Below are 22,328 nucleotides of genomic sequence, written 5' to 3'. Positions count from 1 at the left end.
TTCTCATTCGTTGCTTTTCTAAAATGGAAATCAATTTCTCGTATGGTTTCTATTGATAATGAAAGTACACAAACATCATTTGGGTGACTTCCTAATTTTGTTGAGTATGAACTTATGAAATCAGCTAAAGCCTTAAAATCAAGAGTTCCGAAATAGGTGTAATGAACCTTATCAAAAAGGGCAGATTGAAAATCTACATTTTCAAATTCATCAGGGATATGCTTATCAGCTAAAAACTTCTTCTGAAAGTCAGAAGCAAATGCGGTAATGATTGGTGTTAATCTAAACGATTGATTTAGTTCTGCCCATCTTCCTGGACTGTCAGGAATAACAAGCACCTTTTTGTTTTCTACTAATGAAACTCGGTTGTAGATGTCTTGTTTACTATCTCCAAATACAACAAATTCTCCATTATCTGCTAAAAAATACTTTTTGATTAATCTTAACCAAACAGTTCTGTAATCTTGAACTTCATCAATTAATATTGTAGAGTATTTTTCAATTTGGTTTTGAAAATCTTTAAACAGGTCAATGTTTCCATAATACTTATCATTAAAGAATTGTTCTTTTTGCCAATTCTCCCAATTGTCGAAATCTTCAGGAATATCAAACTCAATTCCAAGATTATTCATCATTGAATTGAAAAAGTCGTGATAATTAAGAATATGAAAATTTTCCCAATAAAATTCTTCCCTTACGCTACTGATTTTGTCGTGGATGTAGTTTTTGAGAGAAATATTATACGTTAGAACTAAAACTTTTTCGTTTGTCCGTTTGTGTGCATTTACCGCTCTTTTTGCAAGAACTAAAGTTTTTCCTGCACCGACAATTCCTTTTATTTTTTGCTCTCCTTGTTTACTTGTTGAAAGTTCTATTTGTTTTTTCGTGTACTTAAAATTCCTTCCATCATCAAGTGAGTGAAATGAAGGTTTTAAATATCTTTTAAAACTGTCATAAAGGTCATCAGTGAATTTGAAAGACTTTCTGCTGACCCATTTTCTATATAAAAGCTCATTTAAATCTTTTGAATTAAGGTTGTCTTTACCTATTAATTCAATGTTCTTACTTAGAAACGTTAGATACTTCTCTTCGGACTTTTCCAATTGGTCATAAGCTTCTTTTTTAGCGTTTTTTTCATCTAAAAACTCTTTCTGTAATTCAAATGGGGTAAGTAAAAAATCTCGAATATCCTTATGGTTTTCTTTGTAGAAGAATATTGCACAATTAACAATATACCAATATCTATAATCTCTCAATTTAAGTTCTACAAGGTTTTGAATATGCAGGTCGTACATATTTTCCTTGTATTTAAGAACTTGAGAAATTGGTGATTTTATTAAAGCATTATTGTAGTTTACAAACCATCTTTTGCGGAAATCAAGGTGATAGCTTTCAAGTTCCCAATCTTTTACTTCAATGATTAAAACTCCACCACCTTTTCGCATTAATATAATATCGGGACAGTCCCCATTTAAAAATGGTTGAAAGTAGATTTCATATTCATCATTAAGATTTTCAAGAAGAAAGTCAATCATTTTAAGTTCCCCTTCAGTAGGTGGAACTTTCATTTTTTTTATCGTTTCATATTTTGGATAAAGGATTGCCATTCGTTGGTTTTACCTTGCATATAACGGTTCGTATAAATTGAGTAGCCGATTGCGTTGTACTTCCCTGTCAAGTTACACGAAAGTTGAAGCGAGCTACAGCCCTTGAATTTACTACTATCTCGGCTATGAAATTTATACATTGTTACCACACGTTATTTATTTTTCATCTACATAATACCTATATGTCTTTTCCATTTTTACTTTTCGGAAAGGATAATTTTCTGTCAATAACTTTTCGAATTCTTCGTTATATTCCCATTTAGACTCAGTGTAACACCAATTTACATCAAAGTATTTCTCTCTCGGATGTTGGTAAACAATCATGCCAACACATTTATCCAATTTCTGGTCATATTTATGAGCTTCTGTAAAGTTGATAATGGCATTTCTCCATTTTTCTTTACGGTCATATTCTAATGGAACAAATACAAATCCACATTTACTATTTAAACTTGTAATACGATATGGTAAAGTAAAATCTTGTGCTTTTGACTTTTCAATTGCTAGCAAATATCGTTTCTTAAATTCACGCAAATCTGCTCTATTTAGTTTTGCTAATTCTTTAATTATGGCGTAATAATCAAGACTTGCAGAATCAATCCGTATTTTATCTTTGAAGTTTTCAATTATAAATGAAATATCAAATTCACTTTCGTCATGCACTAAATTCTTCAGGTTTTCAATGAAATTCATGTTTAAAACTGAAACGTCTAATGTTTCTAAATAATGACCAAGCACATATTGTTCAGGAAGATTATTTAGTTTTTTTTCATGCTTTATAAACAGGACTTTTCTAAAATTCAAATACTCTTTTATTTCGAAAGGGGTTATCAAATACTTACATATCCATAGATAGTCCTCAATATGAAAAAGGTGTATAAGCCCAACTTCCTTACTTTTATAAAACTTTTGAAATCTAAGTGATTCAGGAAAAGAGTTATTTGGAGCATAAATTACCTGTTTAATTGGTTCAATTATTCTAGCCTCACTTACATTTAAAACATGACCTTTTTCATTAGGAATAGAAATATCCTTATACAACTCAAAATAAGAAATAGTATCCTTAATCTGTTTTACTGCCTTTCTAAGAACTTTACTTTTGAACCAATTTTCAGCATTTGAATCACTCGACTTATTTCTTTCCTTTATTTGAGTAATTAACAATAAATCATCAAGCCAGACGACATTATCAGCTAATTCAAGTTCTTGCCCTTTCTCATCTATCTTAAACTTATTTGAGCTAAAAGTAAATTCCTTAAAAAAGAAGTTCGAATTCAATTCTGCGATATATGCTTCTGAATTTGTCATTGAGTTATAATTCAAAAATAACTTTCCCTGGAGCTAGTTCTGCAATTTGCTTTAATTGACTAGTTGTCTTACTGTCTGAATTCTTGAGAATTATTGTTGCTCCTGATTTTACGGCTAAAGCCGCAATTTGCTTCAATTGGTCAGTTGTCTTACTATCTGCATCAATGCTTACTCCTCCACCTAAATTTACAATTTGTTTAATTTGGTCTGTTGTCTTTGCCATCTTGTTTTATTTTAAATATTGTTTGTTACAATTTTATACTGCGATGTTTTTTAATGTGTGGTAACTTGTTTATATGTGGAAGTTACAAAATAACTCCAAGATAACAACCCTCAAAGAGGTTATTCAATACTTTTTCTTTGTTTTTCTTAAGTTTATAGAATTACAACTTAGGAGCCTTCTTGGGTGGTTAATCTTTACTTTTATGAAAAACAATCAGCTTGGAAATTTTAAAAGAAGACTTGAAATAAAAAGATACAGTAAGCAAACTATAAGCAGTTACCTTATGCATCTAAAAATGGTATACGTGTTTTTTAATTACAAGCCTTTTCAACACCTAAAGGATAAAGATTTATTTGATTATATCTATCTTTTGGTGTACACCAACCCAATCTTTAAACAATCTTTGAAAATGAAAAGAACTCATATTTAAATGTTCAGCAATATCATCTAGAGTAGATTGCTCTTTAAAATGCTCATCTAAATATTCAATAGCTTCTGCTATTTTAGCATAATGATATGTGTTTGTATTATTTGACATAATTAATCTTGATATGCTTTTCTTTCCTTATTTAATTCTTCAATTAATTCGTCTATTTCTGTTTCGGTTGTATTGTAATTTGTAATACAAGCTCTAAATGTTGGAACGTTTTTTATTGGGTAAACCGATATCCAAGAATTTCCTTTAGCCAAAATGTTGTCTAAAATGGTTTTTGTGAAATTTGCATCCGATTCAAATTTTTGGTGTGTAAAACAGACTACTGGTAATTCGGTACTGTTCTTAATAATCCAATTATTTTCTGTTAGTTTAGTTCTTAAATATTCTCCCATTTTAGCTTGATAATTGATTACTTTTTCATAACCATTCCAACCGTAAAATAATAAAGATAAATAGACTTTTAAACCTATAAATCGTCTTGACCATTGAATGGAATGTGAGAATGGTTCAACAATTTCTAATTCATTTGCCTCTTTAGGCATATATTCTGTGGTAATTCTAAATGTTTTGTTTAGAATTTCTTGATGAGAAGTCAAGAATACGCTTGTTCCCATAGGAACAGACATCCATTTATGTGCGTCAAAAGTTATAGAATCGGAAGCAGAAATACCTTTCAGTATGTGTTTTAGATTTGAACTTAAAACTGCTCCTCCACCATAAGCGGCATCAACGTGAAACCAAATATTATGTGTTTTGCATATTTTTGAAATTTCTTCTAAGTCGTCTATTGTTCCTGTTCCTGTTGTTCCTGCTGTACCAATAACCATTAATGGGCTATGTGTTGAATTATTTAGGTTTTTGATTTCTTTTTCTAATAAATCAGTGTCTATTTTTAAATCTTTAGTCGTTGGAATTGTTTTTACAAATTCATATCCTAAGCCTACAATTTTCGCTGCTTTTTGCACAGAATGATGTGCTTCTTGAGAACAAAAAATAACAGGTTTTTTATCTAAACCAAACATTCCGTTTTTAGCGAAATCAGGATATTTATTATTTAATGCAGATAATACAGCAGTTAAATTTGCTTCAGCTCCGCCAGTTGTAAAAACTCCGTCTGATTTTTTTGGATTTAAGCCAAATTTTTCAATAAACTGATTAATTACGTGAGCTTCTACTTCAACGGCAAAAGGAGCGTGACTCCAAGCTGCTAATTGAGGATTATAAGAAGCGGTTATAAAATCTGCAATAATTCCCGCAAAATTTGCTCGAGGATTAAATAAACCAAAATATTTTGGATGTGGTGTGTGAACAGAATAATTTTCAAGTCCGTTTATTATATGTTCTATAGCTTTGTTTGGTTCGGTTCCAGAAACTAAATTTTCAGATTCTATAATATTTCTAATTTCTTGTAAGTTAAGTTCTGGTGTAGTACTGTAATCTTTAGTATTAGTGTAAAAATGCTCTATTTTTTGTGAAACAGTATTTAGTATTTCTTTGCGTTGTTTTTCGTCAAAATCAAAATTCATTTTATGTATCGTTTTATTTTTTGACAAAATTCTAAATTGTTTTTTTGCTATAAAACCCGATTCTTGCGGTTTTCTTCTAAATGACTTACAACGTTTTGGCTTTAGGCAAAGTGGCGCTTTTAAGTAGAGTAATTGTTCGCCATTTTGTTTACAGCTTGTTGTAAGTAGTTTTATTCAATTCGTCCCCAGATGTAATTACTTTGCTCATCCCATAATTCGATTTTATTATCGACAAGTTTTCCCCAAATATATTTGTTGTTCTCATCCCATAATTCAATTTTTTGACCATTTAGACGTCCCCAAATATATTTGTTATCCTCATCCCGAAGTTTAATGTTTGTTCCTTCCAGTCTACCCAAAATGCATTTACTGTCTTTGTCCCAAAGTTTGATATTCATAATGCAGCAGTTATTTATTTTTGATTAATGTGAATAAGAACATCAAACTGAATTCTATTCACGTTTTGGGTTGAACTATTAGTCTCAGATTTAGCACCCATTAGGAAAATTTGAGCAACGATAATTTTTCCACCAACGTCATTTTGATTACTTACAACAACCGCATAAAACACATTAATATGACACAGTTGTATTAATTACTCAATAAATATAGTAACTTTATGTTACACAATTGAAATGGATAGACTATTAATTAAATATAGATTCCAAGTGCTTCCTTTCATAGTTGCAGATGGAAAAGGTGAGTTTTATCAACTTCCTCATTGCGTAAACAAATACTTTAAACCGTTAAGAAAGTTAGATCTAGTTCTTAATAATGGGATTACAAAAAGGTATCGAATTAATCGAAAATTTATCTCTCTGCATCAATTAAGAAAAAAAGCATATATCTTGAATGATGTAATAGAATTTGACAATTCTATTAGAAATCTGCCTTTTTAATAGAAGCCTAAACGGATTGGCTTTACTTGTGACCTCGGCAGGGTTATTCGCTATCGCTTATGAACCTTGGAGTTCCGAATTCCGAATAAAAAACTATCCATTGTCAATGGATTAGACTTTTTGTATTATTATCCCTCAATAGGACAAAGTTCAAACTGCTTACAGGAAGATTTGCGAGAAATTGAAGGTGTATTTTTTTACGTTTAGTATAAGAATAGTAAGGAATCAAAACGTACTTACTTTTCGTTTAACCGTAAATTGGAAATTTGGCGAACTTTGTTAATATGCACCAACTTTGGGTTTGGTATTTAACTCTTATTATTTTTTATACTTTGTTACCTGCTAGCTACTTTAAACCAGGTAAAAGCTTTTGTAACCAATACAATTGTTCTATTTTATTTTGTTCATAAAAAACTCCTTCATATTTTCTGATATTATCTATGCATTTTCTTACTTTAGGTAAATGACCTGCAATACTGTCTAATGTTTTTAAAAACCTTTCATAAGTATTTTCATTTCCCCAGTACCAAAGACTAATTATTTTTTTCTCCATTAAATATGAAGATAGAGGATAACCTGCATTAGCATTCCAATGTTTACATAATCTAATTACTTGGCGGATTACGTTTCCTCCATAAGATTGATTCTTTTGAGATAAATCATCATTAATATCGTTCGGTTCAGTTTTTATCCAATTATTTCCTTTGTCTGGGATTAAATATATTGTACCGCTCCAATAATTATTTTCTATAATAGCAGGGACAATATCAAACATTATGTGATTTAATTCAAGTTTCACAGCAGGAAAATCTTTTTTAGATAATGAATTAGGGTAAGCAGTATTTATTGCTTTTGCAATTTGACCTCTATATGTTTCAGGTGTATATCTTGAGTTGAATATTACCATTAAATCAACATCTGATTTATTGTCAAATTTCCTTGGTAAAATTGTATTACGTGTATAAGACCCAAATCTAATTAAGTTTTGGATTTGAAGTTTGTTAGTAATTACTTTCTCCAATTGAGATAAAGAAGAGTTAATCCTTTGTCTTTCCACCGCACTTCTTGCTAATACTAATTCATTTTGAGCAAACCTTTGTAATTTATTATTCATATTTATACCAGTTATCAGTTTCTTTATTTTTTTCTATAGCCAATTGACTCAGTTTTCTTGCTAAAATAGAAATGTTAGGTTTTTTACTTTGGTCTAAAAGTTTTATTCTATCACTAATTTCTTTTAACTTTTCTTTATTTCCTTTATCCATAAAATACAAATCTCTAAGTTCTTTGTGGATAGATAAATATAATTCTGCTATTTCTTTATGCTTTGTTCTATAGTCTTTACTTTCCCCTTCATTCCAAATCAATAAACCAATACTTCCAATCAGCCCAATTGCTGAAAACCATTTATTAATTAAATTCCCCTCTATAACCAAACCTAAAACACTGAGGACAGCACACGTCCAAATTGTAAAGTTTATTAAATTTCCTCTTACGTCAGAAGATTTAAAATGACCTTTTGCAGAATAAATAGTTTCTTCTGCCAGCCTTTTAATTAATAATTCACTTTTTTTCATTCAATTTCATTTTTTTTGCTTGCAGGTAACGTTCTGTGTATGGACAATAGGGCAAGTTCGGAGTACTTCACTTTCGGTTTACCACTTAGTCAAAAACAAACGTTTTTACTTTTAATTTCTATTTCAATAAACGTCAAAACTTTGTTTTGGCGTTGCCTGCTCAAAGAACAGGACTTTCAATTTATCTCTAAATACCCTATTAGCTATAGACCTTGTTAGCTACTGGCTATTTTAAAATGGTAAACCATCTGTGTCTTCATCTATATTTTCTCTTGTATGAAGTTCAATTTTGGGCTCTTTTTCAATTTTGTTTAAACTCAAATTATAGGGAAGTTTAATTCTATTAAAATTGCCTGTTTTATGGTTGCAATATGCCACCACACTACAATTAAGACACTTATTTGGAAAAGAAATTCTTTCACCGTCAATATCCATTGCTTTGTTCTTTTTGAAACTATTTACTTGGTTTAATGTCATTGATAGTTTGTCGGAATTAATTTGGCTTTTTTCAATCTTAGTAAGCCTGTAAGATGTTACAACTATTTTCTTTTTAGTATTTTCGCTATTGGTTTCAACGTCCGTAAGTTGCCAATACCAAGTAATCAAATACCCAAAATCCAAATTGGCTTTATCAAGCTCATCTATAAAAGCATAGTGCTTAACTAAATCACTTTCAAATGGAGACTTAGAATCAGCCGAGTAAATGCTTGAAAATTTTTCGGTTATTGCAAACTTTGTTTTAGCAGTATCTTGCATTACATAGTCAGGTGCTCCTTTCAAATCACCTGTCTCATTAGAATAAATAGTTGGTTTCGGGTTGGTTGCATTGTTTACTCTTAATACAGAATTAAATAAGTAATAGAAGTCATCTTTTAATTGTTGATTAATTTCTATTTCGCAATCCTTAAAAGTGTCTTCATAGCTTTTTGACTTACTGAATATTTTATGTCTATCAATAAAAAGTTTTTTCTCTCCAAGCCATTCATCCTTCTCCCAACTTGTATTTGCTTCAACAGAGTAAGTTTCGTTAATCGCAAAAGAGATGGGACAAAATAGATAATGACTTAGGTCACTTATTAAAGTTATTTTCTTTTCATTATAGTTTTGCTTCGGATTAGTTTTTAACCTTAATTGATATTCTTCTTGAAAATTTTTTATGTGTTTTGCTAACTTGACCCTTGAAATGTAATCTTCAAATGTTATGTCTTCAATAATGAATTTTTTAAACTCTACTTGTTTTTTCTGCTTCATTTTTAGGTTCTTCAAACACATTTCAATATAATCTATATGCTTATCTAAATGGATAAGAATATCAGCATATCGAATAAAAAAAACCTTTCTGTCGGCAGGATATGTCTGTCCATGAAAATTAAAAACAGAATTACTGATTACCGATTGGTCAAGCTTTAATAACCAATCAAAAGCAAAACTGTAGTTACTTTCATGACATAAGTGTTTTATGACATTAAGAACAGTTTTTGTAAAAACACTTGAAGTGTATTTATCATATTTATCTGCTCTTTTAAGAATGTCTTCTGCATCAGAAACAAGATTCTGGTTATTCCAATCCTTTATTTTTTCACTGTAGTCAAGCCAAAGTTTGTCGTTTTGTAAAGGCTTAAAAGTAGGGTAAATCTTTTCAAGCTCAGTATGTAGCTTTCTTGCTTCTTCGAAATTTTCAGCTTTTCTTAAACATTGAGCAAGAAAATATCCGTTCCACTCATTTTTTTCTTTTTCCCATAGTTGAGAATATAAGTCTAAGGCAGTTTCAATATTACCTTCTTGTTTATTCTTTTTCGCTTGAACTTTTAATTCTTCTATGGTCATTTTTTTTCAGCTTGCAGCTAACGTTTAGTATATGGCAAGTAGGGCAGTAGAAAGCGATAAACTTTCAAGTTTCCACTGAGCCAAAGCGTTGTATTTTGTTTTTAATTTATTCATTCTTAAAAGCCAAATCAACGATTTGGCGGTGTTTCAAATAACCACAGAACTTTCGTAAATCACCGAACGCCCTATTTGCTATATACCGTGTTAGCCACTGGTTTTTTTATTGTTTTCCAATCAAAGGATTAATTCTATTTCTTAGTTGCCATTCTATTCGTGGAACTATTGCATCATAATTTTTTACTGTCACTTTGCAAACCTTCAATCTGAAGATATGGTCATGTAAATTCTCTCGTGCCATAAGTTTCAGAGCGAATGTTGTTTTGTGCAATTCCTTATAAATGTGTCCATGAATTCGACTCCCAATGTTTTTTGATTTACCAATGTAAATTGGCATCCATTCTTTTAGCTCTGAATGAGCTTTAATCCTCATCTTCTTCAAGTTTGGGGTGAATTTCCTTAAATATCTTTCATCTTCCCATTGTCTTTTAAAGTTTTCAATCCACTCTTCATAAGTGTCAAACTGCTTATTGTTTTTTATCTCGATTAAGTAAATTCCCGAAAAGACAATGTCGTTCCAAGGAATTACATTTCCTGCGTTCTTTAGTTTAAATTGGGTAATCTCATTGAGACTCAAGTTTCTTGTCAAGTTCGCTAATAATTCAAATTGATTTGTTAACTCTTTGTCTATATCGTTGATTTCTTTCAATACCATTTTTTATTTAAGACTGTCTTTTACTTTTGCGATATAGTCTTCCAAGAACTCTTGTACATCAGAATTGTCACGACTGTCCATTTTTACAATTTTTTCCTTCACGTCTTTAGCTGTCTTTTTATCAATCTTTAAAGCAATCTTATTTAAATTTTCATCTAGGTCTTTCAATAAACCCTTTGTTAATTTGGGTTGCAACCAATTTTTTAGGTCAAATGGCATACCTCCTGTTAGCCCCTCTAATTCAGCAAGGTAATTATCGGATTTATTTAGTCTTTCTTTTATCCTGTACTGACCACTTAACTCATATGCGAAAACTGGAAACACTTCTGATAAATCAACAATAACGGAATCAATATTTTCTTCTAGAAAGTCAAGTTGTTTGTCTTCGCTAAAATTGGATTTTACTATTTCCATTATGAATGGTTTATACATATCTATTCCCAATTCTACTTCATCGCCAAACTCTGATTTAAGTCGTGAAGTTGCTGAATCAATAAAAGAGTCGATTTCTTTTTGGACATTTAATTCGCGAGTAAAATGAAATCTGAGTTCAAGAATGTAAAAAAGAAGTCTTTTAACCTTTCTTTTATCGGTTCTAATATCTGCCCAAAGTTTAGCTTTTTCAGATAATCCCCAACCAAGGAGGACTCCAAACAAAGGTGCTATAATTTTAATCCATTCCATCGTGTCATTTACTTGTGGCTAACTTGTTTATATGTGGAAGTTACTAAATAACTCCAAGATAACAAACCTTAAAGAGGTTATTCAATACTTTTTCTTTGTTTTTCGTAAGTTTACAGAACTACAACTTAGGAGCCTTCTTGGGTGGTTAATTTTACTTTTATGAAAAACAATCAGCTTGAAAATTTTAAAAGAATACTTGAAATAAAAAGATACAGTAAGCAAACTATAAGCAGTTACCTTATGCATCTAAAAATGGTATATGTGTTTTTTTAATTACAAGTCTTTTCAACACCTAAAGGATAAAGATTTATTTGATTATATCTTTCATTTGGTGTACACCAAGAAAATATCAGCCTCTACTCAAAGACAAGTAGTAGGTAGCTTAAAATTATTTTATAAAGAGATTTACAATCGTGAAATTCCATTCCATTATCTTAAAGTTTCTCAAAGAGAAAACAAAATACCTGTTGTATTAAGTAAGAAAGAAGTAAAGTTAATTATTGATTCGGCTTATAATATCAAACATAAAGCGATTTTAGCCCTACTTTATGGAAGCGGGCTAAGAATAGGAGAATTACTGGAATTAAGAATTAAAGATATAGATTCTCATAGAATGACTGTGTATGTGAGACAAGCAAAAGGTAAAAAGGACAGATATTCCATTTTATCTCCGAAAGTATTGGAGTTGTTGAGAGAATATTTTCAGAAATATAAGCCCAAAGAATATTTATTTGAAGGACAAAAAGGAGGAAAATATACAGCTAGTAGCTCTGCTAAGTTTTTCAAAAAAGCACTTCTAAGATCAGGTATTAAAAAGAACGCTACCCCACACACTTTAAGGCATAGTTTTGCTACTCATCTACTGGAAGATGGAGTTGGAATATCTCATATTCAAAAGCTTTTAGGGCATAATAGTATTAAGACGACTTTAATCTATACTCATATTGCAAACGAAAGTTTAATGAACATCAAAAGCCCTTTTGATTCGATTTAAGAAAAGATTAACAAAATAAAACTCAAGAGGATTCAAACCAACCGAACCATCTACACTCTCAGCTATTACTGGGGTTTATGAAACATAAGCAACATTTTGTTTTTTAATCATTTTACAAAAAAAAGCCTTGTCATCTCTTTGATAACAAGGCTTTCAGAAGAATTAGTGACCTCGGCAGGGTTCAAACCTGCAACCGCTGGAGCCGAAATCCAGTGCTCTATTCAGTTGAGCTACGAGGCCGCTTTAATGGTGTTTACAAAAACTTAAAATTCTTACCTGGATAGTAAGCCATTTTGTTTAATTCTTGCTCTATTCTCAATAATTGATTGTATTTAGCAACACGATCAGAACGCGATGCTGAACCTGTTTTTATTTGCCCTGTATTTAAGGCTACCGCTAAATCTGCTATTGTTGTGTCTTCTGTTTCTCCCGAACGGTGACTCATTACTGAGGTGTATCCGTTTCTCGTTGCTAGATTAACTGCATCTATTGTTTCCGTTAATGTTCCAATCTGATTGACTTTAACTAGAATAGAATTGGCTGTATTGGTGTTTATCCCCTCTTGTAATCGATTTACATTCGTTACGAATAGGTCATCCCCCACAATCTGTAATTTATCGCCTAAACGGTCTGTCATTTGCTTCCAACCTGCCCAATCGTCTTCTGCTAACCCATCCTCGATTGAAACAATTGGATATTTTGATTTCCAATCTGCCCAGAAATTAACCATATCATCAGAAGTCAAAACATCTCCTGTTGACTCAAAATGATATTTTTTATCTTCATTATTATAGAACTCTGAAGCTGCTGCATCTAATGCAATATAAACATCTTCCCCAGGTCTATACCCTGCTTGCTCTATCGCTTGCAAAACAACCTCAATGGCTTCTTCATTGGAACCTAAGTTAGGAGCAAACCCTCCTTCATCTCCAACGTTGGTACTCATCCCTTTACTTTTTAATACATCTTTTAAGGTGTGGAAAATTTCTGTCCCCATTCTTAAGCCTTCACTAAATGTATTCGCTCCAAATGGCATCACCATAAACTCTTGAATATCTATTTTGTTATCCGCATGTGAACCTCCATTTAAAATATTCATCATTGGAACTGGTAAAGTGTTGGCGCTCACTCCTCCAATGTATCGATACAATGGCTGACCAATTGTTTGAGCAGCAGCTTTAGCTACAGCCATAGACACCCCTAAAATAGCATTTGCTCCTATTTTAGCTTTGTTAGCTGTTCCGTCTATCGACAACATTACACGGTCAATTAGGTTCTGCTCAAAAATATATCCTCCATTTAACTCATCATTTAAAATGGTATTGACATTATCGATTGCTTTTAATACTCCTTTTCCTTTGTAAACCCCTTTATCATTGTCTCTTAACTCAACAGCCTCATGAGTCCCTGTTGAAGCTCCTGAAGGAACAGCAGCTCTTCCTACAACACCAGCATCAGTATATACTTCTACCTCTAATGTAGGATTACCTCTTGAATCTAAAATTTGTCTTGCTTGTATTCTTGCGATATATGACATAATGCTTTCTTGGTTTAGTTTTTATTAATATTTGCTATAAACTGATCAAATAAATACCTTGAATCGTGTGGCCCCGGAGAAGATTCTGGGTGATATTGTACTGAGAATGCATTCTTATTTTTTAATGCTATCCCCGCCAATGTATCGTCATTTAAATGCTGATGTGTGATCGTGATATTCTCATTGGCTATGGCTTCTTCCATTTTTACCACAAACCCATGATTTTGAGAGGTTATCTCACTTTTCCCTGAAATTAAGTTTTTGATAGGGTGATTGATTCCTCTGTGCCCATTGTACATCTTCTCTGTAGTTAAACCTTGGCTTATTGCTAAAATTTGATGCCCTAAACAAATTCCGAAAATTGGGTAATCAGCTTCTACTAATTGACCTACCGTGTCAATCACTTCTGTTAATGGTTCTGGATCACCAGGCCCATTGGAAAGCATAATTCCATCCGGAGAGAAACTTTTAAGTTCTTCGAAAGAAGTGTTGTATGGAAAAACTTTGACAAAACAATCTCTTTCTACTAATGAACGAATAATGTTTTTCTTTACTCCAAAATCTAACAGTGCAATTTTATATTTTGCTGACACTTCCCCTACAGTATACGTTTCTTTTGTAGAAACCTGAGAAGCCAATTCCATTCCTTTCATTGATGGAATCTGATCTAATTGCGCTTTTAACTCTTCTATATCTGTCGTTTCTGATGAGATAATTGCATTTTGAGCTCCATTGTCTCGAATATGCCTTACCAATGCTCTTGTATCTACATCCATAATTCCCACAACATCATCGTGTTCTAAGTAATTCTGCAATGTATCTGTTTCACGATAACGAGAATTGACAGTTGAAAACTTTTTAGTTACCAATCCTTTTATTTTACATCCTTCAGATTCAATTTCAGAAGCTTCTACTCCATAGTTTCCGATATGCGCTGTTGCCATAACAACAATCTGCCCTGAATACGATGGATCCGTAAAAATTTCTTGATACCCTGTCATTCCTGTGTTAAAAGCTATTTCTCCTGTTGTAGTTCCAATTTTACCACAAGCTAAGCCTTTAAAAACGGTACCATCTTTCAATAAAATTACTGCTGGTGTTTGTGTGTGTGCCATGTTACAAAATTAATGATTGTCGCTTAATAATTATCTTATAATGAGTTATTTATTTTTATATAAAACTGGGTTTAAGTCATTATCGTTATACATCTTCATCTGACGATAAACTTTGATTTTTTTATCTCCTTTTGCAAAATCTTCTAACAGCTGATCAAAAGAATTCGATAAATCGATTTCTTGTTCTTTTAAAACTGCCAACTTATGTTCACATTGTTGTCTATGTAGATCAGAAACATCAGCTCTTTCTGTTTGCTCTTGCATGTGATAGATCTTTAAACATAAAATAGAAAGACGATCCACCACCCAAGCTGGACTTTCTGTATTTAATGTTGCTGACTCTTTCACTTCTATTGTCTTAAATTGCTCAATGTAAAAATCATCAATCTGTTCAACCAAATCGGTACGATGTTGATTAGACTTATCAATTTTTCTTTTTAATTCCATCCCCGCTATTGGATCGATCTCTGGGTCTCGAATAATATCTTCATAGTGCCACTGCACTGTATCTACCCAATTCTTCAAATACAATAAGGCTTCTATGGTATTTTCTTCAAAAGGATTGGTGATAGGAGTAGCAACATTATCATGAATGTGATAATCTTGAATGGATTGATTAAAAATTTGAATACACTGTTTTGAATTCATAAGTGATATTGGGTTATTCGGTTTCAAAAATAGATTGTAATTCTGTTGCTTCAGTAGGTTTCATTCTTCCTGCTAACACCAAACTTAATTGTTTACGTCTTAGGGCTGAATCAAATCGTTTTTTCTCTAACTCTGTCTCTGGAACTAAATCTGGAATTTGTATTGGATTTCTAAATTGATCTATAGCTACAAAAACAAAAATTGCCTCATTACATTTCTTTCGTTTTCCCATAGCATCTTCTACAAAAACATCTACAAAAATTTCCATTGAAGAGTTAAATGCTCTTGAAACTTTAGCTTCTAAGGTAACAAAATCTCCCGCGACAATTGGATGTTCGAACGAAACGTTATTTATCGATGCTGTTACACATATTCTTCCTGAATGTCTAAACGCTGAAATACTAGCTATTTCATCCATCCATGCCATCAAACGCCCTCCAAACAGGGTATCCATTGGATTAGTATCGTTAGGCATTACCAACTTTGTTTGAATAGCTATTGTTTCTTTCGCTGTTTTCTTAAACATAGTTTTTCTTTTTTACAAAATTACTTATTGAAGTGGTTCTTTATCAAATTATCTATTAACAATTTGTGCTTTTTTATCGCAATAAGTTTTTTAAAGTTTGATACATACATTAGTCGGTTCGGTAAAAAAGTTTAATGCATTAAACCCACCTTCTCGACCTACTCCACTATTTTTAACTCCTCCAAATGGCGTTCTTAAATCTCTTACTAACCAACAATTGACCCAGACGATTCCAGACTCTAGTTGTGCAGCAACTCGATTGGCTTTAGTAACATCTTGCGTCCAAACGGTAGCAGCCAAACCATATTGTGTACTATTGGCATAAGTTAATACTTCTTCTTCGGTGTCAAAAGGCATAATCGTGACAACTGGACCAAATATTTCTTCTTGATTGGTTCTACAATTAAACGCTAATCCTTCAATAACGGTTGGAGCTAAATAATTCCCCTCTTTTAACTCCCCTTCTAAATGAATTTGTTCTCCTCCTGCTAAAACTATTCCTCCTTCTTCTTTGGCCAATTCAATATACCCCAAAACTTTTTGAAGATGTTCTTTAGAAACCAAAGCTCCTAAATTACTTGAAGCATCATTAGGATCTCCAACTTTCAGTTTCTTAACTTTTTCTACGAAAGCCGTTTTAAACTTTTCGTAAATCGGTCGTTGCACAAAAATTCGAGAACCACATAAACAAATTTGCCCTTGATTAGCAAATGAAGACATGACTGAAGTTCTTAAGGCATTCTCAAAATCACAATCTGCAAAGATGATATTCGGATTTTTCCCTCCTAGCTCCAAACTCAACTTTTTAAACATAGGAGCGGCCACTTTAGCGATCGCTTTTCCTGTTGCTGTTCCTCCTGTAAATGATATTGCCTTAATTCCTGGATGTTCGGTTATCGCTGCTCCAACTTTTGTCCCCAAACCATGAACAATATTTAAAACCCCCTCAGGCAATCCAGCTTCAATACATATTTTAGAAAACAAATAAGCGGTCATTGGAGTTACCTCTGATGGTTTAGCAACAACTGTATTTCCAGCAGCTAATGCTGGTGCGATTTTCCAAGTAAACAAATACAAAGGTAAGTTCCATGGTGAGATGCACCCTACAACCCCTATAGGTTTACGCAAGGTATAATTTATTGCTACACCATTCATATCATGACTCTCAGAAGCATAATGCATAATTGCTGTTGCAAAAAAACGAATATTACTCGCTGCTCTAGGGATATCTACATGATGCGCCAACTTAACGGGCTTACCATTATCTATAGATTCGGCTAAAGCTAATTCATCATGTTTTTGTTCGATGAGATCAGCTATTTTCATCATCACTCTAAAACGCTCCTCTCTTGTTGTTTTACTCCATGATGGAAAAGCTTCTTTTGCTGCCTGATATGCTTTTTCTATATCTTCCTTTTCTGAATCAGGGATATAACTATACACTTTACCTTGAGCAGGATTATAGTTATCTAAAAACAAATCGCTACTCGGACTTACTAGCGCTCCTCCTATATAATTTTGTATCTGCATGCTTCTTAATTTAATCAGCTTAAAGTTATTCAAAAAAAAAGGAAGATTGAACAACCAATCTTCCTTTTTAAAATTTATGACATCAACAACGTTTAATTATTTTTAATTATTTGTTGTTTCATTCTCCAATCCTTAAAGTCAGCAGCTTTAGCTAGTGACTCGATTAATTTTGCCTCAACATTTGCTCTAATCTCTCCTAATAAGGTTCCCTTTTCTACACTATAATCTTGATTCTCAGCAATTGCAGCAGCTGTTATTGAAGTCACCTCAACAACATAAACTCCATTATTTCCTTTAAATGGCTTTGTTGTTGTTCCAGCTTCTGTAGCAAAAATAGTTCCGATTACTTCAGGCTCAACACCTCCAGCTAAACCTGGCAGATTATTCATACTCAAATCAATGTCAGCTGGTTGAGCTAATGTATTCATTGCTTTCGCTACATCATCAACTGATGTTGCACTTCCTACTTTTCCTAAAAGGTACTCCGCTTTTTTCTCTTTAAGAACATAAGGTCTCATTAGCTCTTTAATTCCCTCAAAAGATGGTACACCCTCACCAACCTCACTTTTAAGAGAAGTTACTGCCAATAATTCATCATTAACGAATTCAGGATCAGAAACACTCCCAACACTGTGGTTAAAGTTCCATTTTACAAGTTCCATATTCTTTCCTAGCTCTCCAATATAAGGACTCTCTACTCTTACGTTTTCAGCAGTTTTAACCTCTTTATTGAACTCTTCAGCTGCTTTTTCAAAACCAACTGCTTTTGCTTGCTTATGAAATCCATCCACAACTTCAGTATAAGCAATATCTCTTGTCGTTTTACTTGGCTTTACATTTGCATCAACAATCGCGATCATTTTGTACTCATTGTCTCCTCTTTTTAGATTCTCCATAATGTGGAATCCAAAAGTTGTTTTAACAATCTCTAAAGCTCCAACAGGTTTATTAAATCCAAAATCTTTATACTCTTGAACAAAGTTAATGTCTTTATCAAATGTATACTCTCCATCTTTACCTGGTGTGTTAGAACCTGGATCTTCTGAGTATTCGTATACAAAATCAACAAATTTTGAACGATCAGCCTTTAAGACTCTCAATAAACTATCAGCAAATGCTTTTTTCTTATCAAAATCAGCATCTCCTTCTTTTGCCGAAACTAAAATATGACGAACTGTTACTTCGTTTTTAGTAACAACGTCTCTCACTTTAATCAATTGAATTTTATTTCCTTCAACAACAGGACCAATAACCGCTCCTTTTTGAGCTGCTGTTATTTGCTCATCAGTTGTAACAGAAAAACTACCACTACCTGGTTTATAAGGTTCAGTCGGCAATACATCAACAACATTTAATTGTATTTGATTTTGTCTTTGTTGAGCAGCACCAATTGCAGTCTCAGCATTATTAGCCACAAACAAAGAATCATTCGTCGTTTTAGCAAACGCTTGTTTTTTACGTTCCATTTCTGCTAAAGCCTGAGCTTTATCTTCTTCAGAAGGCGTCACTTTAAACGTAACAAAGTCAATTGTTCTGATTTCTGTTTCTTGCTCCCATTTCTTTTCATTTTTGTGCGCATCATAATACGCTTTTAAATCAGCATCAGATACTGTTACTAAAGAATCTGGAATTGTACTAAACTCTTTAAAAGCATACCTCACAGATGCCTTTGTATTTTTTTCAATAAATTTACGTTTTGCTTCTTGATTGGTAGCATAAGCTCCAAATTTTGCCATTTTAGTATACTTATCTCTTAAGCGTTGTGTTTTGATTGGTTGCTCAACATTGCTATACAACCATGCTTTCGCCCCTTTACCACCAACTAACACTCTATCAATTCCTGGCTTTACAGAATCTTTTTCGAACTTTCCGTTAAATGTAAACATATCTTGAATCACCTTTGAAGGCTCCTCTCCATAAATCAAAACATCATTCAGCTCTTTATTTCCTACACCTAAATTGACTTCAGCTAATTGTTTTCCAAACAACGTTCCCACAACCATTTGGCTCCAAACACTGTTCTTTATTTGATCGTTTTGTTGTTCGTCTAAAACCAACACCTGACCAGCCTGCATATACTGTTGTCTATACACACTAATAGTACTGTCGACTTTGTAGTTGTAGTGCCACTCTGAATCCATCATTGGCTTCCCGTCGATACTACCTATTGGTTGTTCACCAGTCCCATAAAAATAGCTAGATATTCTATCAAAAGGGATAATAAACAATAGTAATCCTAGACCTACGAAAATCACCAGTAAGGTTGACTTTTCTCTAATTTTTCCAATTACTGCCATTCTATATAAAAAATTTTAAGTCCGCGAATATACAATTGTAATTTGATTAATAAAAATTTAGCAATGATAGATTTTCAGAATTGGAATAAAATATTTTAATTATAAACATTTGATTTTAGTTGTTAACAATGAAAGCTACACCACTAAAACGCCCATTATTATTAAGGAAATAGTTTTTATATTTACAACTTGCAATCATCACAACGCTAGTTTCTAAATCAAAATGAGCCAAAAAAAACAAATCAAAAAGGCATTAATCTCTGTTTTTAACAAAGAAAACTTAGATAAAATCGTAAAAACACTTGATCAATTAAACGTAGAAATCTTCTCAACTGGAGGTACTCAGCAATACATCGAGGCACAAGGATGTTCAGTTTCTAGAGTAGAAGACTTAACCAGTTACCCATCAATATTGGGAGGAAGAGTAAAAACCCTACATCCTAAAGTGTTTGGTGGTATTTTGAGCCGAAGAGATTTGGATAACGACGTTGCTCAACTAGAGGAATATCAAATCCCTGAAATTGATTTAGTCATTGTTGATTTATATCCATTTGAAGACACTGTTGCATCTGGCGCAAGTCATGAAGCTATTATCGAAAAAATTGATATTGGAGGAATTTCTTTAATTAGAGCCGCCGCTAAAAACTACAAAGATGTTGTAATTGTTTCTTCCAAAAACCAGTATGAGGATTTGTTACAAATTTTAACAGAACAAAACGGAGAGACGACAGAAGAGATCAGAAAGCACTTTGCTACTGCTGCATTTAATGTTTCTTCTCATTATGATACAGAGATTTTTAAATATTTCAACGGGAATAACGATGAAGTTCTAAAAGAAAGCATACTCGATTCAACCGTTTTAAGATATGGGGAGAACCCTCATCAAAAAGGGGTTTTCTACGGTAATCTTTCAGAACTTTTTGACAAACTACATGGAAAAGAATTAAGTTACAACAACCTACTGGATGTAGATGCTGCTGTATCTCTAATGCAAGAGTTTAAAAACGAGGAACCAACTTTCGCTATTCTAAAACACAATAATGCTTGTGGAATAGCAACCAGACCAACTGTAAAAGAAGCCTATCTAGCGGCATTGGCAGGAGACCCAGTTTCTGCTTTTGGTGGGATTTTAATCACCAACAAGACGATTGATATTGCTACAGCAGAAGAGGTTAACAAACTATTTTGTGAAGTGGTGATTGCTCCAAGTTTTGACGAGGAAGCTTTGGAATTATTAAAAAGCAAAAAGAATAGAATTTTATTGATTCAAAAAGACATTGACTTTCCAAAAACACAAATTAGAACCCTACTAAATGGTGTTCTTTACCAAGAAAAAGACAGTATTACTGATCGAAAGGAAGACTTTCAAAAAGCAACAACGCTTGCACCTTCTGAAAATCAATTGACAGATTTAGAATTTGCTAGTAAGATTTCTAAGCATACGAAATCGAATACAATTGTTCTAGCCAAAAACAAGCAATTATTAGCAAGCGGAACAGGTCAAACTTCTAGGGTAGATGCATTAAACCAAGCTATTCATAAGGCTAAATCTTTTAGTTTTGACTTGAAAGAAGCTGTTATGGCTTCAGATGCTTTTTTCCCATTCCCTGATTGTGTGGAGATTGCAGGAAAAGAGGGGATTAATGCTGTTATTCAACCAGGTGGATCAATTAAAGATCAACTATCTATTGATTACTGTAATGAAAACAGTATCGCTATGGTTTTCACTGGGACAAGACATTTTAAACACTAACTAACACAATAAATACAAATAATGGGATTATTTAACGTATTTACACAAGAAATAGCAATTGATTTAGGAACAGCCAACACACTGATTATCCAAAACGATAAAGTAGTGGTTGACGAGCCCTCTATCGTAGCAATAGACCGTACCACCAATAAAATAATTGGAATTGGACGAAAAGCTCAACAGATGCATGGTAAAACTCATGAAAACATCAAAACTGTTCGTCCGCTTCGCGATGGAGTAATTGCCGACTTCCATGCCGCTGAACACATGATTAGAGGAATGATCAAAATGATTAGCTCTAAACGTCAAATTATACAACCTTCTTTAAGAATGGTAATCTGTATCCCCTCAGGTATTACTGAAGTAGAAAAAAGAGCCGTTCAAGATTCTGCTGAGCATGCAGGTGGAAAAGAAGTTTATTTGATTCATGAACCTATGGCTGCAGCAATTGGAATTGGAGTGGATGTTGAAGAACCTATGGGTAACATGATTATTGATATAGGTGGAGGAACTTCTGAAATTGCAGTCATTGCATTGGGAGGAATTGTCTGTGACAAATCTATCCGTGTTGCTGGTGACGATTTTACTGGAGATATCGAAGAATACATGAGACGTCAACACAATATTTTAATTGGTGAGCGAACTGCTGAACAAATTAAAATTGAAGTTGGTGCTGCTGTAACAGAGTTAGAAAATCCACCTGAAGACTTCCCTGTTCGTGGACGAGATTTGATGACGGGTATTCCAAAAGAAATTTATGTGACTTACCAAGAAATTGCACACTGTTTAGATAAGTCCATAGCCAAAATTGAAGAGGCGATTATGAATGCCTTAGAAATGACACCTCCAGAGTTATCTGCTGACATTTACAAAACAGGGATATACTTAGCTGGCGGAGGCTCAATGTTGAGAGGATTGGACAAACGTATTTCAGAAAAAACTAAACTTCCTGTTCATATTGCTGAGGATCCTTTAAGAGCTGTTGCGAGAGGTACAGGAATTGCATTAAAGAACATTGATAAGTACCAGTTCTTAATCAAACAATAAACATTAAGAACAACCTAAATTT

The 22,328-nt window shown here is 32.9% G+C and carries 21 protein-coding genes and 1 tRNA gene; 4 read left to right on the top strand and 18 right to left on the bottom strand.

Annotation, left to right across the window (positions count from 1 at the left end; all coding sequences use genetic code 11):
• From N4A35_01730 to N4A35_01705, 6 genes are all read right to left on the bottom strand, one after another.
• Positions 1-1,607, bottom strand: a 1,607-nt coding sequence (locus tag N4A35_01730) for an AAA family ATPase (protein ID MCT4580111.1), incomplete at its 3' end; no start/stop codon positions are given.
• A 156-nt stretch (positions 1,608-1,763) separates the two neighbouring features.
• On the bottom strand, positions 1,764-2,915 hold the full coding sequence (locus tag N4A35_01725; protein MCT4580110.1) for a hypothetical protein: 1,152 nt from the start codon (positions 2,913-2,915) through the stop codon (positions 1,764-1,766).
• A 4-nt stretch (positions 2,916-2,919) separates the two neighbouring features.
• Positions 2,920-3,138 (bottom strand): hypothetical protein, encoded by a 219-nt coding sequence (locus N4A35_01720; GenBank protein ID MCT4580109.1) that lies wholly within the window; start codon positions 3,136-3,138, stop codon positions 2,920-2,922.
• 349 nt (positions 3,139-3,487) lie between these two features.
• Entirely contained in the window at positions 3,488-3,676 is a 189-nt protein-coding gene (locus N4A35_01715; protein MCT4580108.1) for an AraC family transcriptional regulator, read from the bottom strand.
• A 2-nt stretch (positions 3,677-3,678) separates the two neighbouring features.
• Complete coding sequence (locus N4A35_01710) at positions 3,679-5,100, bottom strand: aminotransferase class V-fold PLP-dependent enzyme (GenBank protein ID MCT4580107.1); 1,422 nt, start codon at positions 5,098-5,100, stop codon at positions 3,679-3,681.
• A 170-nt stretch (positions 5,101-5,270) separates the two neighbouring features.
• Positions 5,271-5,498: a hypothetical protein gene (locus tag N4A35_01705; GenBank protein MCT4580106.1), complete on the bottom strand. Its 228-nt coding sequence runs from the start codon at positions 5,496-5,498 to the stop codon at positions 5,271-5,273.
• A gap of 237 nt (positions 5,499-5,735) precedes the next feature.
• On the opposite strand from N4A35_01705, the gene N4A35_01700 reads away from it, so the two are divergent.
• The gene (locus N4A35_01700; protein MCT4580105.1) at positions 5,736-5,999 is read left to right on the top strand and encodes a hypothetical protein; all 264 of its coding nucleotides are present in this window, start codon (positions 5,736-5,738) and stop codon (positions 5,997-5,999) included.
• Between the two features lie 346 nt (positions 6,000-6,345).
• On the opposite strand, the gene N4A35_01695 is transcribed toward N4A35_01700, so the two are convergent.
• From N4A35_01695 to N4A35_01675, 5 genes are all read right to left on the bottom strand, one after another.
• The gene (locus N4A35_01695; protein MCT4580104.1) at positions 6,346-7,113 is read right to left on the bottom strand and encodes a hypothetical protein; all 768 of its coding nucleotides are present in this window, start codon (positions 7,111-7,113) and stop codon (positions 6,346-6,348) included.
• Entirely contained in the window at positions 7,106-7,576 is a 471-nt protein-coding gene (locus N4A35_01690; GenBank protein MCT4580103.1) for a hypothetical protein, read from the bottom strand. The genes N4A35_01695 and N4A35_01690 overlap by 8 nt, the downstream gene beginning before the upstream one ends.
• Before the next feature lie 231 nt (positions 7,577-7,807).
• Complete coding sequence (locus tag N4A35_01685; GenBank protein ID MCT4580102.1) at positions 7,808-9,403, bottom strand: tetratricopeptide repeat protein; 1,596 nt, start codon at positions 9,401-9,403, stop codon at positions 7,808-7,810.
• A 220-nt stretch (positions 9,404-9,623) separates the two neighbouring features.
• Positions 9,624-10,175 carry a hypothetical protein gene (locus N4A35_01680; GenBank protein ID MCT4580101.1) on the bottom strand — a complete coding sequence of 184 codons (552 nt, stop codon included), beginning with the start codon at positions 10,173-10,175 and terminating at the stop codon, positions 9,624-9,626.
• 3 nt (positions 10,176-10,178) lie between these two features.
• Positions 10,179-10,859, bottom strand: a complete 681-nt coding sequence (locus N4A35_01675; protein MCT4580100.1) for a hypothetical protein — start codon at positions 10,857-10,859, stop codon at positions 10,179-10,181.
• A 259-nt stretch (positions 10,860-11,118) separates the two neighbouring features.
• Here N4A35_01675 and N4A35_01670 point away from each other — a divergent pair, with 259 nt between their 5' ends.
• Positions 11,119-11,853 (top strand): site-specific integrase, encoded by a 735-nt coding sequence (locus N4A35_01670; GenBank protein MCT4580099.1) that lies wholly within the window; start codon positions 11,119-11,121, stop codon positions 11,851-11,853.
• Between the two features lie 166 nt (positions 11,854-12,019).
• On the opposite strand, the gene N4A35_01665 is transcribed toward N4A35_01670, so the two are convergent.
• From N4A35_01665 to N4A35_01635, 7 genes are all read right to left on the bottom strand, one after another.
• Positions 12,020-12,093: transfer RNA gene (locus tag N4A35_01665), tRNA-Arg, on the bottom strand.
• 13 nt (positions 12,094-12,106) lie between these two features.
• The gene (eno, locus tag N4A35_01660; GenBank protein ID MCT4580098.1) at positions 12,107-13,390 is read right to left on the bottom strand and encodes a phosphopyruvate hydratase; all 1,284 of its coding nucleotides are present in this window, start codon (positions 13,388-13,390) and stop codon (positions 12,107-12,109) included.
• Between the two features lie 14 nt (positions 13,391-13,404).
• Positions 13,405-14,505, bottom strand: a complete 1,101-nt coding sequence (gene carA / locus N4A35_01655) for a glutamine-hydrolyzing carbamoyl-phosphate synthase small subunit (GenBank protein ID MCT4580097.1) — start codon at positions 14,503-14,505, stop codon at positions 13,405-13,407.
• A 45-nt stretch (positions 14,506-14,550) separates the two neighbouring features.
• Positions 14,551-15,153: a DUF4254 domain-containing protein gene (locus N4A35_01650; GenBank protein MCT4580096.1), complete on the bottom strand. Its 603-nt coding sequence runs from the start codon at positions 15,151-15,153 to the stop codon at positions 14,551-14,553.
• A gap of 13 nt (positions 15,154-15,166) precedes the next feature.
• Positions 15,167-15,679, bottom strand: coding sequence for an acyl-CoA thioesterase (locus N4A35_01645; GenBank protein ID MCT4580095.1), 513 nt, complete (start codon positions 15,677-15,679; stop codon positions 15,167-15,169).
• A gap of 90 nt (positions 15,680-15,769) precedes the next feature.
• Positions 15,770-17,209: an aldehyde dehydrogenase gene (locus N4A35_01640; protein ID MCT4580094.1), complete on the bottom strand. Its 1,440-nt coding sequence runs from the start codon at positions 17,207-17,209 to the stop codon at positions 15,770-15,772.
• Positions 17,210-17,301: 92 nt separating this feature from the next.
• Entirely contained in the window at positions 17,302-19,506 is a 2,205-nt protein-coding gene (locus tag N4A35_01635; GenBank protein MCT4580093.1) for a peptidylprolyl isomerase, read from the bottom strand.
• Between the two features lie 223 nt (positions 19,507-19,729).
• Between N4A35_01635 and purH the strand changes: the two genes are divergently transcribed.
• Both purH and N4A35_01625 read left to right on the top strand, forming a co-directional pair.
• Positions 19,730-21,259, top strand: coding sequence for a bifunctional phosphoribosylaminoimidazolecarboxamide formyltransferase/IMP cyclohydrolase (purH, locus tag N4A35_01630; protein ID MCT4580092.1), 1,530 nt, complete (start codon positions 19,730-19,732; stop codon positions 21,257-21,259).
• Positions 21,260-21,280: 21 nt separating this feature from the next.
• A complete protein-coding gene (locus tag N4A35_01625) occupies positions 21,281-22,306 on the top strand; it encodes a rod shape-determining protein (protein MCT4580091.1) in 1,026 nt (341 codons plus the stop codon).
• The last annotated feature ends 22 nt before the right edge of the window (positions 22,307-22,328 follow it).

Source organism: Flavobacteriales bacterium, assembly GCA_025210295.1.
Lineage (GTDB): Bacteria > Bacteroidota > Bacteroidia > Flavobacteriales_D > Parvicellaceae > S010-51.
Note: the sequence above shows the minus strand (reverse complement) of the source record. Positions and strands in the feature narration are given on the sequence as shown.

What these genes read in the sequence shown, in the direction of transcription:
- N4A35_01725 (MCT4580110.1), bottom strand. Translation starts at nt 2,915, where the DNA reads ATGACAAATTCAGAAGCATATATCGCAGAATTGAATTCGAACTTCTTT.
- N4A35_01720 (MCT4580109.1), bottom strand. Translation starts at nt 3,138, where the DNA reads ATGGCAAAGACAACAGACCAAATTAAACAAATTGTAAATTTAGGTGGA.
- N4A35_01715 (MCT4580108.1), bottom strand. Translation starts at nt 3,676, where the DNA reads ATGTCAAATAATACAAACACATATCATTATGCTAAAATAGCAGAAGCT.
- N4A35_01710 (MCT4580107.1), bottom strand. Translation starts at nt 5,100, where the DNA reads ATGAATTTTGATTTTGACGAAAAACAACGCAAAGAAATACTAAATACT.
- N4A35_01705 (MCT4580106.1), bottom strand. Translation starts at nt 5,498, where the DNA reads ATGAATATCAAACTTTGGGACAAAGACAGTAAATGCATTTTGGGTAGA.
- N4A35_01700 (MCT4580105.1), top strand. Translation starts at nt 5,736, where the DNA reads ATGGATAGACTATTAATTAAATATAGATTCCAAGTGCTTCCTTTCATA.
- N4A35_01695 (MCT4580104.1), bottom strand. Translation starts at nt 7,113, where the DNA reads ATGAATAATAAATTACAAAGGTTTGCTCAAAATGAATTAGTATTAGCA.
- N4A35_01690 (MCT4580103.1), bottom strand. Translation starts at nt 7,576, where the DNA reads ATGAAAAAAAGTGAATTATTAATTAAAAGGCTGGCAGAAGAAACTATT.
- N4A35_01685 (MCT4580102.1), bottom strand. Translation starts at nt 9,403, where the DNA reads ATGACCATAGAAGAATTAAAAGTTCAAGCGAAAAAGAATAAACAAGAA.
- N4A35_01680 (MCT4580101.1), bottom strand. Translation starts at nt 10,175, where the DNA reads ATGGTATTGAAAGAAATCAACGATATAGACAAAGAGTTAACAAATCAA.
- N4A35_01675 (MCT4580100.1), bottom strand. Translation starts at nt 10,859, where the DNA reads ATGGAATGGATTAAAATTATAGCACCTTTGTTTGGAGTCCTCCTTGGT.
- N4A35_01670 (MCT4580099.1), top strand. Translation starts at nt 11,119, where the DNA reads ATGTGTTTTTTTAATTACAAGTCTTTTCAACACCTAAAGGATAAAGAT.
- eno (MCT4580098.1), bottom strand. Translation starts at nt 13,390, where the DNA reads ATGTCATATATCGCAAGAATACAAGCAAGACAAATTTTAGATTCAAGA.
- carA (MCT4580097.1), bottom strand. Translation starts at nt 14,505, where the DNA reads ATGGCACACACACAAACACCAGCAGTAATTTTATTGAAAGATGGTACC.
- N4A35_01650 (MCT4580096.1), bottom strand. Translation starts at nt 15,153, where the DNA reads ATGAATTCAAAACAGTGTATTCAAATTTTTAATCAATCCATTCAAGAT.
- N4A35_01645 (MCT4580095.1), bottom strand. Translation starts at nt 15,679, where the DNA reads ATGTTTAAGAAAACAGCGAAAGAAACAATAGCTATTCAAACAAAGTTG.
- N4A35_01640 (MCT4580094.1), bottom strand. Translation starts at nt 17,209, where the DNA reads ATGCAGATACAAAATTATATAGGAGGAGCGCTAGTAAGTCCGAGTAGC.
- N4A35_01635 (MCT4580093.1), bottom strand. Translation starts at nt 19,506, where the DNA reads ATGGCAGTAATTGGAAAAATTAGAGAAAAGTCAACCTTACTGGTGATT.
- purH (MCT4580092.1), top strand. Translation starts at nt 19,730, where the DNA reads ATGAGCCAAAAAAAACAAATCAAAAAGGCATTAATCTCTGTTTTTAAC.
- N4A35_01625 (MCT4580091.1), top strand. Translation starts at nt 21,281, where the DNA reads ATGGGATTATTTAACGTATTTACACAAGAAATAGCAATTGATTTAGGA.